Origin of the sequence: Paenibacillus sp. FSL L8-0435 (genome assembly GCF_037965655.1) — a bacterium.
GTDB lineage: Bacteria > Bacillota > Bacilli > Paenibacillales > Paenibacillaceae > Paenibacillus.
Map to the genome: position 1 here is coordinate 1601493 of NZ_CP150185.1, position 14932 is coordinate 1616424.

Below are 14932 nucleotides of genomic sequence, written 5' to 3' on the forward strand. Positions count from 1 at the left end.
GCGGGGCAACCCATATTTTGATGAAGGAAGTGCTGGTTGTATGAATAATGAACAGGTGTTGGAGCATTTAACAAGTAAGATTACTGCTCTTGATCAGGAAGTCGCGGCAGAAACCTCTGCGCATGTGGATTCGTTGACGAAACCGCCCGGGAGCCTGGGCAAATTGGAAGAGCTGGTGATCCGCCTGGCAGGCATGACGGGCAATGCACGTCCGCGTTTTGATCACAGAGCGGTCATTGTCATGGCCGCAGATCACGGCGTAGTGGAAGAGGGCATCAGTGCTTTTCCTGCTGAAGTGACCCCCCAGATGGTCCTGAATTTCCTCGCTGGAGGTGCTGCGGTGAATGTGCTTGCCCGTCACGCCGGAGCTGATGTGATCTGTGTGGATATCGGTGTGAATGCCGATCTGGAACATCCGGACCTGCTTTCCCGTAAAATTCGCAAAGGCACGGCCAACATGGCCCGAGGTGCAGCGATGACCCGGGATGAGGCAGTCAGCGCTATCCTTGCAGGAGCCGAAGTTGTATCGGCAGAGGTGGCGAAGGGAACACAGCTGTTTGTCACCGGGGAGATGGGAATTGGTAATACCACCGCAAGTGCTGCGGTAATGAGCGCGTTAACCGGAGTTGCACCAGCTGCCGCCGTGGGGCGAGGCACCGGCATTGATGATGCAGGCTTGCAGCGCAAGGCTGCTGTAGTCAGCAGGGCGCTTAGCGTAAACGCACCGAACCCGGAAGATGCACTGGATGTTCTGTGCAAGGTGGGTGGACTGGAGATTGCCGGACTCACGGGGGTTATCCTCGCAGCCGCTGCTCATCGTTGCCCGGTCGTTGTAGACGGGTTCATCTCTACCGCGGCAGCGCTGGTGGCGAGACAACTTGCACCTCTGAGCACAGCCTATATGATCGCTTCTCATACGTCACACGAAAATGGACATGGAGCGCTGCTGCGTGAACTGGACCTGAAAGCGATGCTGGATCTGGACATGCGTCTGGGTGAAGGCACAGGCGGCGTGCTCAGTCTTCATCTGATTGACGCAGCATGTCTCATTCTGAACGAGATGGCGACTTTTGCAAGCGCGGGTGTCTCGGACGGGGCAAGCCATGCTTCGGACTCCGCTGCGTCGGTTGATTCATCCCTGCAAGGAGAGAGTTCTCGATGAGCGTACTGGTGACAGGCGGCGCACGCAGTGGCAAAAGCTCCTTTGCCGAGCGTCTCTGCATGCAGCGTTCTTCTGAGGCCTGGTATGTGGCGACAGCTCAGGCGTACGATGATGAAATGCGTGAGCGCATCGCCATGCATCAGCATCAGCGGGAGGCATCAGGGTATCTGTGGCACACGATGGAAGAGCCGATACATCTGCCTGCTTTGATAAGCCGCATGGGTGAAGGGCATACAGGGACTTCTGCACCCACCATTCTGGTGGATTGCCTGACGCTGTGGCTGACAAATGTTTTGTTAGCGCATGAGCATGACGAGAAGCAGGTGTTACAGGGACATTTGGATGCGCTGGTTGAAGCGATTCGAACCTATCCCGGTTTGCTTGTTTTGGTTACAAATGAAGTGGGAGATGGGATCGTACCGGAATATGCCCTTGGCAGGAAATATCGGGATTTGGCCGGTGTACTGAATCAGCGTATTGCGGCGATATGCGGTGAAGTGTTTCTGGTGACCGTAGGTATTGCGATTGAACTAAAAAGCAAGGAGTACCGCTTATGAAAGATGGCACGCCTGCTCCTCAGCGCAAACATGCGGCGGCAGCCGCTTTTCAATTTTTGTCCCGTTTCCCTGTCAAAATGCAAATCGATTTTGTCCCGCCGCTGCTGCGGGAAAGTGTAGTCTTTTACCCGCTGGTCGGTGCAGCAATTGGTCTGTGTGTCTGGCTCTTGGGAGCCTTAAGCGGTGCAGTGCTTCCGGCCTTTCCGGCTGCCGTCCTGACCCTGACGTTATGGGTATGGCTCACCGGAGGGCTCCATCTTGATGGATGGATGGATACGGCGGATGGCTTGCTCAGTTATCGTACCCGTGAACGGATGCTGGAGATTATGAAGGACAGCCGTGTCGGGGCAATGGGCGTGATCGCCTGCGTGTTGCTTCTGATGATGAAGGCTGCGCTGATCGCCGATTTTATTGCCCGGGGCCACTGGGTGTATGGTGCGCTGCTGATCCTGCCCATGATCTGGAGCCGCTGGTTCATGGTGTATGCAATGTCCGCCTGGCCGAATGCGCGCGAAGATGATGGACTTGCCGTATTGTTCAAAGGTCTGGGTGAGCGGAAGGAGGTCCAGCGTGCACGAAGTTCAGCTGTGGGCCTGACCTTAATCGCAGGGGCAATTACGTTTGCCGCGGTGTGGCTTTTCAAGCCGGATATGGGGATTGCGGATGCGATGGTGAGTGGTCTGGGAACACTGCCATGGTGGCTATACCCGGTGGTGGCAGTTATTATTCTGCCTGTGGCGTGTTATTATATCGGCCGATTCGTGGCTGCCCGGATCAGTGAACGGCTCGGCGGTTTAACCGGGGATACGTATGGTGCCATGAATGAGCTGCTGGAGGCGGCTTTGTTGACCGTGCTGAGCGTGCTTCAAGGACTGTTCTGGCTGTAACTTTTGAAGTAAGAAGCAGTATGGAAAGTGTTACGCATGAGGTTGGGAGAAAGGTGATCTGGATATAACACGGAGACAGGGGGAGAGAGCGTGGAAGATAGGCCATCACAACCAGCGGCGGTACTGATGCTGCAAGGAACGGCTTCCGATGTGGGCAAAAGTGTCATCACAACGGCATTGTGCCGGATTTTTAAGCAGGATGGCTTCAAGCCTGCTCCGTTCAAGTCACAGAATATGGCACTGAATTCCTATGTGACAGAAGATGGCAAGGAGATTGGTCGGGCTCAGGGGGCACAAGCTGAAGCCTGCGGTATTGAGGCGACAACCGATATGAACCCAATCCTGATCAAGCCGGTGCAGGACATGCATTCGCAGATCGTGGTTCACGGTGTACCTTTTGCCCAGATGAGTGCATCGGACTACCGTCAGCATTTCCTGCCTCAAGCAAAGCAGACGGTGATGGATGCGTTGAACCGGCTGCGGGATACCTATGATATTGTGCTGATGGAAGGAGCGGGCAGTCCGGCCGAGATCAATCTGAAGGATCGGGATATCGTCAACATGAATCTTGCAGGTTGGGCCGATGCACCGGTGATTCTGATCTCCGATATTGATCGGGGCGGGGTGTTTGCTTCCATTGTAGGTACGCTGGAGCTGCTGGAACCCCATGAGGTGGCGCGTGTCAAAGGGTTCATTATCAATAAGTTCCGCGGTGATCTGTCCCTGTTGCAACCAGGACTCGACTGGCTCGAAGAACGGACAGGCATTCCAGTATTAGGGGTTTTGCCTTACATAAGAGATATTCAGATTGAAGCAGAGGATTCGGTGGTGCTGGACTCCATGCGTCATGGTAAATCCGGCAAAACCGAGCTGGATCTGGCGGTGATCCGATATCCGCGAATTTCCAACTTTACAGACTTTGACGCACTTTCCCGTGAACCGGATGTGAATGTACGGTACGTGACCTCGCCAGAGGAATTGGGCAGTCCGGATGCCATTCTTCTACCGGGTACAAAGGATACCATAGGTGACCTGGCATATCTGCGTGAGTCTGGGCTGGAGCAGGCGATTGCCAGTCAGACCGAGCGTGAGCATGTTCAGCTGGTAGGAATATGTGGCGGATACCAGATGCTGGGACGTCATCTGAAGGACCCGTTTGCTGTGGAGGCGAATCAGATCCAGGAAGCAAAAGGACTTGGCTGGCTCCCGCTATCGACAACATTTCTTCAGGAAAAGCAGACCGTCAGAGCTTCCGGACGGGTGCAGCCTGGTCACCCGATTCGTCTGTATGGTGATCGAGATGTAACAGATGCTTCATTATCTATTAATGGATATGAGATTCATATGGGGGTTACGGAGTGCCACGAGCCTGAGCGTGTAACCGCGTTGTTTGAAATCTCACATCCAGGTGGTCAACCTTTCCAAGAAGGCTGGGGCTCAGTAGATGGCAGCGTGTGGGGAACCTACCTGCATGGTTTGTTTGAAAGTGATCAATTCCGACGTTCGTGGCTGAATGCCTTGCGTGAAGGAAAGGGACTGGCTCCACTTCAGGAGACGTATAGTGCGCATGAACGTAAGGAGATGGAGTTCGATCGGGTAGCCGAATCGTTGCGTTCGGCATTGGATATGAAGCGCGTGTACGAGATTATGGGTGTTCAGGCACCCGAGTGAAACAACAATACCCCCATGTCCGACTAACCGTTCTCTAGAAACGGAATGTTAGCGACATGGGGGTATTGTATATCCTATGATTAGATGAGGTTTAAAACAGGTGATGATAGGTTAATGGTTAACCTGTTAGTTTATTTTGAAATTTTTCATGGCGGATTGAAGCTCTACAGCTTGTTCATGCAGATGACGAACTGTATTCGAATGGGAATCCATCTCGCTAAGCTGAAGATCTGCTGTTGAAGCAATCTGTAACATGCTCTCACGGGATTTGGTCGTAATCTGTGCCGTTTCTTCAACGGATGCACTCACTTCTTCAGCACCAGCAGATACTTGTTGTGTAGAAGCCGAGACGGTCTGAATGGTTAGATTCACGTTCTGAATCAATTCATTCAGTTGCTGGAAGGCTGAGCCTGCTTGTTGAACGACAGTTGTGCCTGAACCAATCTCCTGGGTTACACGGTTCATGGCATCAACCGAGCGTTCAGCATCTTCACGAATGGTACCCAGATAATCCGATATTTCTTCGGTGGCTGTCTTGGATTGCTCGGCAAGTTTACGAACTTCTCCAGCAACAACAGCGAATCCGCGGCCATGCTCTCCGGCACGTGCTGCTTCGATGGAGGCGTTGAGTGACAGCATGTTAATCTGTTTGGTGATTTCAAAAATGGAAGCAACAATGGTGCCGATAGCTACCGAACGTTCATTCATAGTTTCCACATAACGCAACGATTCGCTTGCTGTCTGGCCTACACGCTCCATCTGCTCAATGGCATTCTGAGCCAGTCGGTTACCGTTAACTGCCTCGTTGGCTGCTTCACCAATCTGGTCAGACACTTCAGCGGAAGAAGAAGCAATATGCATGATACCCTGCGTAATTTCTTCCATAGCTCTGGCGTTCTCGGATGCGCTTGACGCAATGCTGATGCTGCCTTTTTCGGCATCTTCTGCGGAGCGGCTGGAGTTTCGAACCATACCGGACATCGATTCAACCCGCTGAAGCAGGTCATTGGAGCCTGACACAACTTCATTGGAAGTGGACAAGGCACGGCTAATCATTTCTTTCAGGTTATGCGTCATCGTCTGGAAGCTTGCGGCAAGCTGGGCAATTTCATCCTTACCTTTGATCTCTAGTTTAGCGGTCAGATCACCTTGGGATATTTGTTTGCTATGTTGGACGAGCTTGATGATTGGTTTGGTAACTCTTTTGATCATACTAGTGGAGATAAGCCAGCCGAGCACAAACACTAATGCTGTAATCCCCAGACACAACCAGAAAATCTGGGTAATCTTGTCTTGAATGAACTGGGCATCCATGCTCACAGCCATAATCATGTTACTTCCTGCAATGGGGATAAAGGCTGCTTTATGTACACCAAAGGAATCGGAGTAGACCTCACTGATTACCATTTCTTTGTTCTCAATAGCTGCATTCATTGCGGGTTCTACACTAATCTCATCCTGGGCTTTCATGTTTGAAGAAGGGTTGGCCACAACGACTTTGGCTGAGCCATCTTGAATAGCAACAACGTAAGCCGCATCCAGATTATGTTCTTTTGCTTTATCTGCCAGGTACGATTCCACGGTCATGGCAGCACCTTCAGAACCGGCTCCGCCACTCTGTACCTGTAGGATTTTGGAAGCTGAAGTATTTTTGTATATATCCTGAATGGACGTGTTTAGGACTTTGTCAAACTGCGGGAGCACGTAGCTTTGAATAATATTCATCGAAACGGCGTAGAAACTGATACTGAACAACAGGGAAGCAACCAGCAGAACGAGGAACAAGGTGCCTCTGATTTTACCGGCAACGGTGCGATTACGAAACATATGATCATCCTTTCACGTCAAGTTCATTAACATTGTCGCTTTTCCGTATTCATAAGACCTATCTACCAATGAAGAAAGACCTAAATTATACATTGAGAAAACTTGGGAATAAGCGGATATACCTATATTACAAAATTAACCGGAGGTTGAATAGAACAATTTTCACGATTTGGTGTATTTTTTTTCAGAAATACATGAATCTATTACATGCATATTACATAATATCAATTAATACCTACCAGAATAGTTTGTTATATGTTATATTGTAAAATGTCTTTGTCGGAAGTACAAAAGATAGAAGAGAAAACCGGATATGTTCCGGTTACACACATGCCTGAGGAGGATTTAAAGAAATGGATACTTTTCTAGTCATATTGAATGTAGTGGTTATGCTTGTTTTACTTGGCATCCTCTACTGGATGCAGAAAAAGCATATCTCCTTTACGAAACGCGTATTTGCGGGTCTGGGACTGGGGATTGTTTACGGGGTTATTCTTCAATTGGTGTACACATCAGGCTCTGATGTAGTTACAAAATCAGTCGATTGGTTCAATCTGGTCGGTTCAGGATATGTTCGTTTGTTACAAATGGTCGTGATCCCATTAATCATGGTGTCGATCATCTCAGCCATTATGAATCTGAAGGGCAAGCAAAATCTCGGCAAGATGAGTGTTTCCATTATTGCCATTCTGTTGATCACCACAGCGATTGCCGCAGGTGTCAGCATTGTAACGAGCCTTGGCTTTAACCTGACTTCCATTGAGATTCAAGGAGGAGACCGGGAGAATGCGCAGATTCAGAAGGTGGAGGAACGGCTTGTTGATGTGAAGGATCAGACAATCCCGCAGCAAGTGCTGGAATTCATTCCTTCGAATCCATTTGCAGATATGACAGGAGAACGTCGTACATCCACACTGGCGGTGGTTATCTTCTCCGCGTTCATCGGTTTAGCCGTACTTGGACTGGATCGCAAAAAACCTCAGCAGGCGGAGACGTTCCGCGGTATGGTTAATGCGGTATATGCGGTGGTTATGCGAATTGTTACGCTGGTGCTGAGGCTTACGCCTTACGGGATTCTAGCACTGATTACAAAGGTAACGGCGACAACCAATGCGGAAGAGATATTAAAGCTCATCAAATTCGTCATTGCGTCCTACGTGGCCCTCATCGTGATGTTTATTATTCACCTGATCATTATCTCGCTGTCCGGGTTCAACCCGATTACGTATTTGAAGAAGGTGCTGCCAACACTGGTATTTGCCTTCACATCCCGTTCAAGTGCAGCAGCGATCCCGCTGAATGTGGAGACACAGACGAAGAAACTCGGCGTATCGGACGGCATTGCGAACCTGTCTGCAAGCTTTGGTGCTACGATTGGGCAAAACGGCTGCGCCGGGATCTATCCGGCCATGCTGGCGGTGATGATTGCTCCGACGGTCGGCATCGACCCGCTGAGCTGGGACTTCATTGTGACTTTGATCCTCGTAGTCATGATCAGTTCGTTTGGTGTGGCTGGCGTTGGCGGCGGGGCAACCTTCGCTTCCCTGATCGTATTGTCCACCATGAATCTGCCTGTGGCTCTGGTTGGACTGCTCATTTCCGTGGAGCCGCTGATCGACATGGGCCGTACAGCGCTTAACGTGAACGGGTCCATGACTTCTGGACTTGTAACCAGCAAAATTTTGAAAGAAAACGATCGGGACACGTTTAACGATCAGAGCCGTGAGCTGGATTCTGCGGCTCAGGCTTAATTACAGAATGGATTAGATAGAAACTCACATTAAGATAGCTAGAGCCGTCTACAAATCAAGTGAGAAAAGCCGTCCTTCGGAGGAATCCGGAGGGCGGTTTTTTTACGGCAATCAAACTATGCTGTGCACAGTGGTGAAGCAGTCTTCTTTTTCTATACACGGTGCAAGGGGAATAGAGGTAGGAAAAACTAGTATGGTCGAGAGGGACACGGGAGGAGTATAGGCGGGTTCGTAGTCACTCAGGCACACTTGGAGTTATTTAGTTCTGTTCATGGGGCGAGAAATGTGATAGAGTATTCATGTTTTGGCCCTGAGCCAAACCGCGGTTCGTAACCATCCCGCGTAATCAAAACTAGGAAGGCAGTGTATGTATTTATGTTTAACTTAGGGTGGGGAGCAGTTTTTGTTCTCGTAACTTATGGATTTTTCCTGTTGTGTTACCGCTTGTTCGGTAAAAAAGGTCTCTATGCCTGGATTGGTGTGGCTACGGTTATAGCCAACATTCAGGTGACCAAAACGATAGATATTATGGGAATCGTACTGACGTTAGGCAACACGATGTATGTCAGCATGTACCTGACCAGTGATCTGCTCAATGAGAAATATGGACCAGGTGAGGCACGCAAAGCCGTATGGTTCGGTTTTTTCACGTTGATTATGACTACGGTTCTGATGCAGATGGTGTTGTTTTTTGAACCGGCACCAACGGACCTTGCACAGGATTCGATGAAAACATTGTTTGGTCTGCTGCCACGTCTGGCCCTCGGAAGTCTTACGGCATACTTCATCAGTCAGTTCTTGGATGTACGATTGTACTCCTGGTTACGCAAGGTAGCCCCAGGACGCAATCAGTTGTGGATACGCACCAACGGTAGTTCGATCATCAGTTCATTCGTGGATACACTGGTGTTCTGCGCGATCGCGTTTGCGTTCATCTACCCTTGGGATGTTTGGCTGGAAATCTTCCTGACGACGTATATTATTAAATTTGTATTAACTGCGGTTGGAACGCCGTTTCTGTATGCTGCACGCAGCTTTAAGTTTAAGGATGAGGCTTAGACAATATCGTTATGAGCGTGTATCATTAGCCAACGATGATTTCAACCAAAGGGGAATCGAACATGTACTCTACACTGCGTTATACACTGGAAAGCAATGGCACAACCTACGAGAATGATAGCATTAATGCCTCGTTATTGGTGGAGTTGATCTCCAATCTGGAATTGCATGAATACGTAGTACTTAAACCTTCGGAGCTGTTGGAGGGAAGTATGTATATGCAGGCTGCTGCGCTTGAGGAACCAGGGCAAATGGTGGCAGAGATTCGTTTGCAGGAAGGCGAGGACGGTTTCCGGCATTACAGCTACAGCACAACAGATCCAACCGGGATTATTCAATGGTTTCTGGATTACTGGGGGAAGCAACAGCTGCCACAGCTGGAGTCTTGGCAGGATATCACGCAAGAGTTTGGTTAATGGTAAATGAGTGAGCAGGAATAAGATTACGTAGAATGCAGACGGAGTAATCTAGGATATGCTTTGTATTAATTACAATCCCGCAACCCATGATATTCATGGATTTGCGGGATTTTTGTGTTCGCGTGTGTACTTTTCTGTATACAGGCCTGAGGCGTACGCAAAAGGAGTATATTATTTAGAAGATACAGTTCAGCACAGTTTGGTGCAGTTTAGTTCATGATGCATAAATATCGGCTGAGCATTGATGTATATGGGCTATTTTTGACATAGATCCAATTACATTAGTCGGTAAGGATTTGCAGTTCTTTTGGATATGTTGTCAGAACTTCCACACCCGTCTCGGTCACAATTACATCATCCTCAATGCGGACGCCGCCTGCTGCGGTATATATGCCCGGTTCAATCGTGAATACGGTACCTTCATTCAGGATGTCCATATTCTCTCCATGGAGAGAAGGATACTCATGTACGTCAATACCGAGTCCATGGCCTACTCTATGCATAAAACGTTCGCCGTATCCCGCTTCTTCCGTGACCTGGCGTGCTGCACGATCCACTTCAGCGCAGGTGATGCCTGGTTTCACGATTTGGATGGCAGCTTCGTTCGCTGCGAGCACGGTGTTATAGATGGTTTTGAGTTCAGGTGAGATGTCACCAAAAGCGAATGTACGCGTGATATCCGAAGCATATCCACCGGCATAGACACCCATGTCAAACATCAACAGGTCACCATGTTGCAGTTTCCGTTCACCTGGTGTACCGTGTGGCAGACCTGTTTTGGGTCCCGTGAGCACCATGGTATCAAAGGAAGGACCATCGGCACCCAGCTTTTTCATCTGATACTCCATCTCGGCGACAAGCTCGATCTCAGTTACGCCTGTACGAACATGAGAGAGTCCTTGACGCAATGTTTCTTCAATCAGATGAATGGCATGGCGAATGCGGGCTACCTCATCAGGTGTTTTTTTCACACGTAATGTGCGAAGCAGGGGGCCAACATCTTCAAAGCTGGCAGCACCCAGTGCGGCGGTCAGTTGCTCATAACGTGCGACCGTCACGTACTCTTTTTCGAGACCTACTCGACCCAAGCGCCCTTGATAACGTTCGAACAAAGCGTATGGATTATCCGTATCCGTGTGAGTGGCAATGTTGGATACCGAGGAAGCGGCAGCGGCAGCTTCAGCATCGAGCGCAGGTACAATCAACAGGGGCTCTTCGCCACGTGCGAGAACCAGACCTAGGAAGCGTTCATGCGGATTGCTCGCAAATCCGGTTAAATAGTAGATATGTTTTGGATCTGTGATCAGCATGGCGTCCAATCCTTGCCCGGACAGATCGGCTTCAAGACGAGATAAAGGGTTTTGATTCATAAGTGTAGTTGTCCACCTTTCCATTCATACTATCCTTCTATTATAAAAGATTATGATGGAATTCCAAACTGCGGTGATTTCATGTCCTCGGAATACCTTGAATTCTCGGTTTAAGCGGCTGGTGTGAAGGGTAATACAGGGCGAAACCGCTTTACAGATGAATAATAACACCTCAACTATAGAGAAAAAAACATTAACAATACGTTAAGCATGACTTATTTATTTTATACAAAAGAACGATATACGAAGGGAGATGTTATCATGAATAATCGAGTAACCGTTCCGCTGTATGCTTCATTATTAAGTGTAGCACTGTTAACCGCGTCATGTTCTTCAGGCGAACCCTCAACGGGAGGAGCAGAGCAGACGCCTCAGGGACAGGGAGCAGGTCAGGGACAGACAGCGAATGGAGGCAATACCGGTGCAAGTGGGAATGAGAGTGGAGCGCAGGGGGAGACGGTTATTCCGTATCAGACTTCCGTTCTGGTTGAAGGATTGAATGCACCGTGGGAGATTGTGAGTGTGCCTGATGGTCGGATGTTTGTAACGGAACGGCCTGGTGCGATTCGGGTCATCGAGGATGGAAAACTAGCCCCTGAACCACTGATTGAATTCTCAGCCCCGTTTAATGAAGAAGGTGAAGGAGGTCTGTTGGGTCTGGCAGCTGATCCGGACTTCGAGGAGAACGGTTATCTGTATGCGTACCACTCCTATCTGGAAGACGATGACATTGCGAATCGAGTGTTACGCCTCAAGGTGAATGATGGCAAAGCGGTCATAGATCAAGAGCTGCTTGGCAACATCCCAGGCGGAACAAATCATAACGGTGGGCGGATCAAAATTGGCCCGGACAAGTTGCTCTATATCACGACAGGTGAACGTTATGAACCGGAACTGTCACAGAACAAAGATAGCCTTGGCGGTAAAATATTGCGGATTGGTCTCGACGGATCGATCCCGGCAGACAACCCATGGCCGAATTCACCTGTATACAGTATGGGACACCGCAACGCACAGGGACTGGCATGGAACCCGGACAACGGTTATCTGTATTCTACCGAGCATGGGCAGCGGAATCACGATGAGATTAACCGGATTGTAGCTGGAGAGAATTATGGCTGGCCTGAGGTGGAGGGAGACGACGATGGCAACGACGCATATCAGGCTCCGCTTGCACATAGTGGGAATGATACATGGGCGCCGTCTGGTGTAGCTTTTGTAGAAGAAGGTCCTTGGGCTGGATCTCTGATTGCTGCGAATCTGCGTGGAGAGCAGTTGCTGAAGGTTACTCTTTCGGAAGATGGCACACAGGTGAAGAAGGTGGAACCCCTCTTCGAAGATGAATGGGGTCGAATTCGCAATGTGAGTGCTGGCGAGGACGGGAAGTTATATGTGCTTACGAACAATCGGGATGGACGAGGATCGCCACGAGATGGAGATGACAAGCTGATAGTGCTTACTCCAGAGAGTTAAGTCTGGAGTCAGGGGAGATAAAATCAGTGTTGCAGGACAGTGTCGAACCGGATTGGTATCCCCGTAAGGGTGAGGATGAAGTAAGTTTAAAACGAACGGTTACCACTCAACTTGAGTCAAAGCCCTGAAGTGCCCTGAATCTGAATCGCATTCAATAAAATTTTTCTAACGAACCTGACGCACCTTGAATAGAGGTTTGGTGGCGTTCGTAGTCTGAGATTCGTTACAAACAACACCAGTGCAGTAGTAGATGCACATGGTTAATTAATCAAAGGAGCTGTCCCCGTCAAATTCATGACTTATGGGACAGCTCCTTGATTGTAATGTATGTGTCATCCTAATCTTGAATGAGCTACAACGCACAATGCCCACGAAGAGAACCAGCGTTAATAGGAAGCGTTATCGTTCCAAAAACACTCACCAGTCCGCGTTCTTTACTACTCTGCGCTCTCTGCAAGAGTGGCAATTCGCTGAGCCGGGTCATTCATGTACTCTCCACCGTGATAACAGAGGACTTTATTGAGCTTAAGGTTGGTCAGTTTCTTCAGGCTTCGCAGCGCTTCAGGCATGTCCGGTGTCGCTTGTGGTGCAGGGCCAACCAGTTCATCATCGACCACACGAAGTTCATCGGCAGCGAGCAGGAACTGTTGCTCCCCGAAATACAGGCAGATATGACCTGGTGTATGTCCCGGTGTATGAATGACCTGTGTACCACCTTGAAGGGGTAACAAGTCTCCGTCCGCCAGAGTTCTGCTGATGTTCACTTCAGGCAGCTGTAAGAGCAGTTGGTCTGCCAGTGCCAAAACGGGCGCGGGCAGCAGAGCACGACGTTCAGGCGTGAATTTGATCAAAGGTTTCTCACCTGTTAGATATGGAATCTCATCGGCATGTGCCCAGATTTCCAGATCAGGGATGGCATCCAGAAGAGCACCCAAGTTACCGATATGATCGATGTCCTGATGAGTAATAATCACACGTTTGACGTCCGAGAGCTGTACGCCCTCTTGTTCCAATGCGGATTGAAGTTCAGCGAATTGTCCAATCATGCCTGTATCCACCAGGGTAACGCCATCTTTATCACGAAGCATGACGGGGAAGATGGGGCTGTTCCCGGAAGGTGTGGGAATCTGGAGATTTAGCACAGTAATCGAAGTTGATGGATGGCTCATGGTTATCCGGACCGTAGTCCGGTACACCTCCTTTTCTTTTTAAGCGATGATTGTTGTTATTCAGGGCGATTATATTTCAAGTGTTTTCTATATTTTTTTACGGTATGGAGCAGCGCTTCGAACGTTTCTTCTTCATTACTGCCATCTTTAACGATGGAGACAAACGAGAAGTTATCATGAACAAGTTTGTTCCTCGTCTGATACACCAGACTAAGGGCTTCAGCGAAGTGTTCTTTTTCGGATTCCAGAGCAATGAACTCTTTACTCAGTTCGGCCTGAATAATCTCCATATTGGAGCGTGCACGGTAGGCAGGAGTTTTCATCAGCTGGGTCGAATTAAACTTTTTCTGATATACGTCTCTGTACAGTTGATGTAACATTTGTTCAGTAATGGCGCATAGTTCGATGACGAGTGAAGCATATCTTCGGTTTTTGAGTTTTCGGGTGAGATCACGCGTTTCTTCTTTGTCCAAAATACCGTATTTTTCATACAGCGTAGACTCAACGTTCTGCAAGATTTCCTGATATTCCTGTTCGAGTAGTGCGATTTCAAGTTTGGCTTGTTTTTTAACTTTTTTAAAATCTTCTTTGGTCAGCATACTTGTCCTCCCATGGAAACCGAGATGTGATCCTATCATTATCTCATATTGTCCGTCGTCGCGCCTCTAATTTCGGAACCTCAGGTTCAGAAGGGAAGTACCTCATGTCCAATCAGACAGCAATTGTAACAGGAGCTAACTCAGGTATGGGGTTGGCAACCACCATTGAACTTGCAAGACAAGGATATCGCGTAATCATGGCATGCCGCAGTGAGAAGCGCGGACAAGAGGCTCTTCAGGAAGCTGTGCGTCAGTCCGGCTCTTCTGCGATTGAATTGATGTTGTGTGACCTGGGTTCACTCGAAAGTATACGCCAGTTTGCCCGCACATTCCGCGAGCGTCATGATCGCCTTGACGTTCTGGTTAATAATGCAGGGGTAGTGATGGTTAAGCGGAAGGAAACCTCAGATGGGTTCGAACAAAGTATCGGTATCAACCATCTGGGGCACTTCCTGCTGACCTTACTATTGATAGAACCTCTGAAAGCCGCAAAGCAGGGGCGAATTGTGAACGTTTCGTCAGGTGCGTACAAGGCCGGCAAAATCCACTTCGAAGATCCACATCTGCACAAAGCTTATAATCCGATCAAAAGCTATGCTCAATCCAAGTTGGCTAACGTGCTGTTCACTCGTGCACTTGCTCGCAAAATGTCAGGTACATCTGTCACAGTGAACTGTCTACACCCTGGTGCGGTGGGAACGAGTATTGGCGTAGATCGTAATACCGGATTTGGCACACGCATTATGGCTTTTGCAGGTAAACTTCCATTCTTTCTGTCCCCTGAAGAAGGGGCGCGAACGGCTGTTTATCTGGCCACAAGCCCTGAAGTCGTCGGCATCACCGGGCGTTACTTCTATCAACAGAAAGAGCAGCAGCTGAAGAAACATGCCGTTGATGATGCTTCAGCTGAGCGTTTCTGGACATGGAGCGAAGAACAGGTTGGGCTAAAGCCTGACGAGAAGTTGTAATTCAGCACAAGCTGATGAGT

General features: G+C 49.1%; 13 protein-coding genes. 9 read left to right on the forward strand and 4 right to left on the reverse strand.

All coding sequences use genetic code 11. The features are described from left to right. The first annotated feature begins 40 nt into the window (after nucleotides 1-40). The 4 genes from cobT to NST33_RS07210 all read left to right on the forward strand — a co-directional run bounded on the left by cobT (nucleotide 41) and on the right by NST33_RS07210 (nucleotide 4277). Complete coding sequence (gene cobT, locus NST33_RS07195) at nucleotides 41-1162, forward strand: nicotinate-nucleotide--dimethylbenzimidazole phosphoribosyltransferase (protein WP_221819233.1); 1122 nt, start codon at nucleotides 41-43, stop codon at nucleotides 1160-1162. Beyond that, nucleotides 1159-1719: a bifunctional adenosylcobinamide kinase/adenosylcobinamide-phosphate guanylyltransferase gene (gene cobU / locus NST33_RS07200; RefSeq protein ID WP_076251579.1), complete on the forward strand. Its 561-nt coding sequence runs from the start codon at nucleotides 1159-1161 to the stop codon at nucleotides 1717-1719. The genes cobT and cobU overlap by 4 nt, the downstream gene beginning before the upstream one ends. Then, on the forward strand, nucleotides 1716-2606 hold the full coding sequence (gene cobS / locus NST33_RS07205; protein ID WP_221819234.1) for an adenosylcobinamide-GDP ribazoletransferase: 891 nt from the start codon (nucleotides 1716-1718) through the stop codon (nucleotides 2604-2606). Before cobU ends, cobS begins: the two co-directional genes overlap by 4 nt. A 126-nt stretch (nucleotides 2607-2732) precedes the next feature. Continuing rightward, entirely contained in the window at nucleotides 2733-4277 is a 1545-nt protein-coding gene (locus NST33_RS07210) for a cobyric acid synthase (protein WP_339308636.1), read from the forward strand. A 126-nt stretch (nucleotides 4278-4403) separates the two neighbouring features. On the opposite strand, the gene NST33_RS07215 is transcribed toward NST33_RS07210, so the two are convergent. Next, entirely contained in the window at nucleotides 4404-6104 is a 1701-nt protein-coding gene (locus tag NST33_RS07215; protein WP_221819235.1) for a methyl-accepting chemotaxis protein, read from the reverse strand. Between the two features lie 353 nt (nucleotides 6105-6457). Between NST33_RS07215 and NST33_RS07220 the strand changes: the two genes are divergently transcribed. From NST33_RS07220 to NST33_RS07230, 3 genes are all read left to right on the forward strand, one after another. Beyond that, entirely contained in the window at nucleotides 6458-7855 is a 1398-nt protein-coding gene (locus NST33_RS07220) for an L-cystine transporter (RefSeq protein ID WP_221819236.1), read from the forward strand. Nucleotides 7856-8230: 375 nt separating this feature from the next. Then, entirely contained in the window at nucleotides 8231-8914 is a 684-nt protein-coding gene (locus tag NST33_RS07225; protein WP_339307356.1) for a queuosine precursor transporter, read from the forward strand. Nucleotides 8915-8976: 62 nt separating this feature from the next. Then, on the forward strand, nucleotides 8977-9330 hold the full coding sequence (locus NST33_RS07230) for a hypothetical protein (protein ID WP_221819240.1): 354 nt from the start codon (nucleotides 8977-8979) through the stop codon (nucleotides 9328-9330). A gap of 284 nt (nucleotides 9331-9614) precedes the next feature. On the opposite strand, the gene NST33_RS07235 is transcribed toward NST33_RS07230, so the two are convergent. Next, nucleotides 9615-10703, reverse strand: coding sequence for a Xaa-Pro peptidase family protein (locus tag NST33_RS07235; RefSeq protein ID WP_221819242.1), 1089 nt, complete (start codon nucleotides 10701-10703; stop codon nucleotides 9615-9617). A 261-nt stretch (nucleotides 10704-10964) separates the two neighbouring features. On the opposite strand from NST33_RS07235, the gene NST33_RS07240 reads away from it, so the two are divergent. Further along, a complete protein-coding gene (locus NST33_RS07240) occupies nucleotides 10965-12176 on the forward strand; it encodes a PQQ-dependent sugar dehydrogenase (protein ID WP_221819244.1) in 1212 nt (403 codons plus the stop codon). A gap of 437 nt (nucleotides 12177-12613) precedes the next feature. Here the strand turns inward: NST33_RS07240 and NST33_RS07245 are convergent, their stop codons facing one another. Beyond that, nucleotides 12614-13345, reverse strand: a complete 732-nt coding sequence (locus NST33_RS07245; RefSeq protein ID WP_221819245.1) for an MBL fold metallo-hydrolase — start codon at nucleotides 13343-13345, stop codon at nucleotides 12614-12616. A 56-nt stretch (nucleotides 13346-13401) separates the two neighbouring features. Continuing rightward, a complete protein-coding gene (locus NST33_RS07250) occupies nucleotides 13402-13944 on the reverse strand; it encodes a hypothetical protein (protein ID WP_339307359.1) in 543 nt (180 codons plus the stop codon). Between the two features lie 104 nt (nucleotides 13945-14048). Here NST33_RS07250 and NST33_RS07255 point away from each other — a divergent pair, with 104 nt between their 5' ends. Beyond that, nucleotides 14049-14912 carry an SDR family oxidoreductase gene (locus NST33_RS07255; protein WP_339307361.1) on the forward strand — a complete coding sequence of 288 codons (864 nt, stop codon included), beginning with the start codon at nucleotides 14049-14051 and terminating at the stop codon, nucleotides 14910-14912. The last annotated feature ends 20 nt before the right edge of the window (nucleotides 14913-14932 follow it).

What these genes read in the sequence shown, in the direction of transcription:
- cobU (WP_076251579.1), top strand. Translation starts at nt 1,159, where the DNA reads ATGAGCGTACTGGTGACAGGCGGCGCACGCAGTGGCAAAAGCTCCTTT.
- NST33_RS07235 (WP_221819242.1), bottom strand. Translation starts at nt 10,703, where the DNA reads ATGAATCAAAACCCTTTATCTCGTCTTGAAGCCGATCTGTCCGGGCAA.
- NST33_RS07225 (WP_339307356.1), top strand. Translation starts at nt 8,231, where the DNA reads ATGTTTAACTTAGGGTGGGGAGCAGTTTTTGTTCTCGTAACTTATGGA.
- NST33_RS07245 (WP_221819245.1), bottom strand. Translation starts at nt 13,345, where the DNA reads ATGAGCCATCCATCAACTTCGATTACTGTGCTAAATCTCCAGATTCCC.
- NST33_RS07220 (WP_221819236.1), top strand. Translation starts at nt 6,458, where the DNA reads ATGGATACTTTTCTAGTCATATTGAATGTAGTGGTTATGCTTGTTTTA.
- NST33_RS07210 (WP_339308636.1), top strand. Translation starts at nt 2,733, where the DNA reads ATGCTGCAAGGAACGGCTTCCGATGTGGGCAAAAGTGTCATCACAACG.
- NST33_RS07230 (WP_221819240.1), top strand. Translation starts at nt 8,977, where the DNA reads ATGTACTCTACACTGCGTTATACACTGGAAAGCAATGGCACAACCTAC.
- NST33_RS07250 (WP_339307359.1), bottom strand. Translation starts at nt 13,944, where the DNA reads ATGCTGACCAAAGAAGATTTTAAAAAAGTTAAAAAACAAGCCAAACTT.
- NST33_RS07255 (WP_339307361.1), top strand. Translation starts at nt 14,049, where the DNA reads ATGTCCAATCAGACAGCAATTGTAACAGGAGCTAACTCAGGTATGGGG.
- cobT (WP_221819233.1), top strand. Translation starts at nt 41, where the DNA reads ATGAATAATGAACAGGTGTTGGAGCATTTAACAAGTAAGATTACTGCT.
- cobS (WP_221819234.1), top strand. Translation starts at nt 1,716, where the DNA reads ATGAAAGATGGCACGCCTGCTCCTCAGCGCAAACATGCGGCGGCAGCC.
- NST33_RS07240 (WP_221819244.1), top strand. Translation starts at nt 10,965, where the DNA reads ATGAATAATCGAGTAACCGTTCCGCTGTATGCTTCATTATTAAGTGTA.
- NST33_RS07215 (WP_221819235.1), bottom strand. Translation starts at nt 6,104, where the DNA reads ATGTTTCGTAATCGCACCGTTGCCGGTAAAATCAGAGGCACCTTGTTC.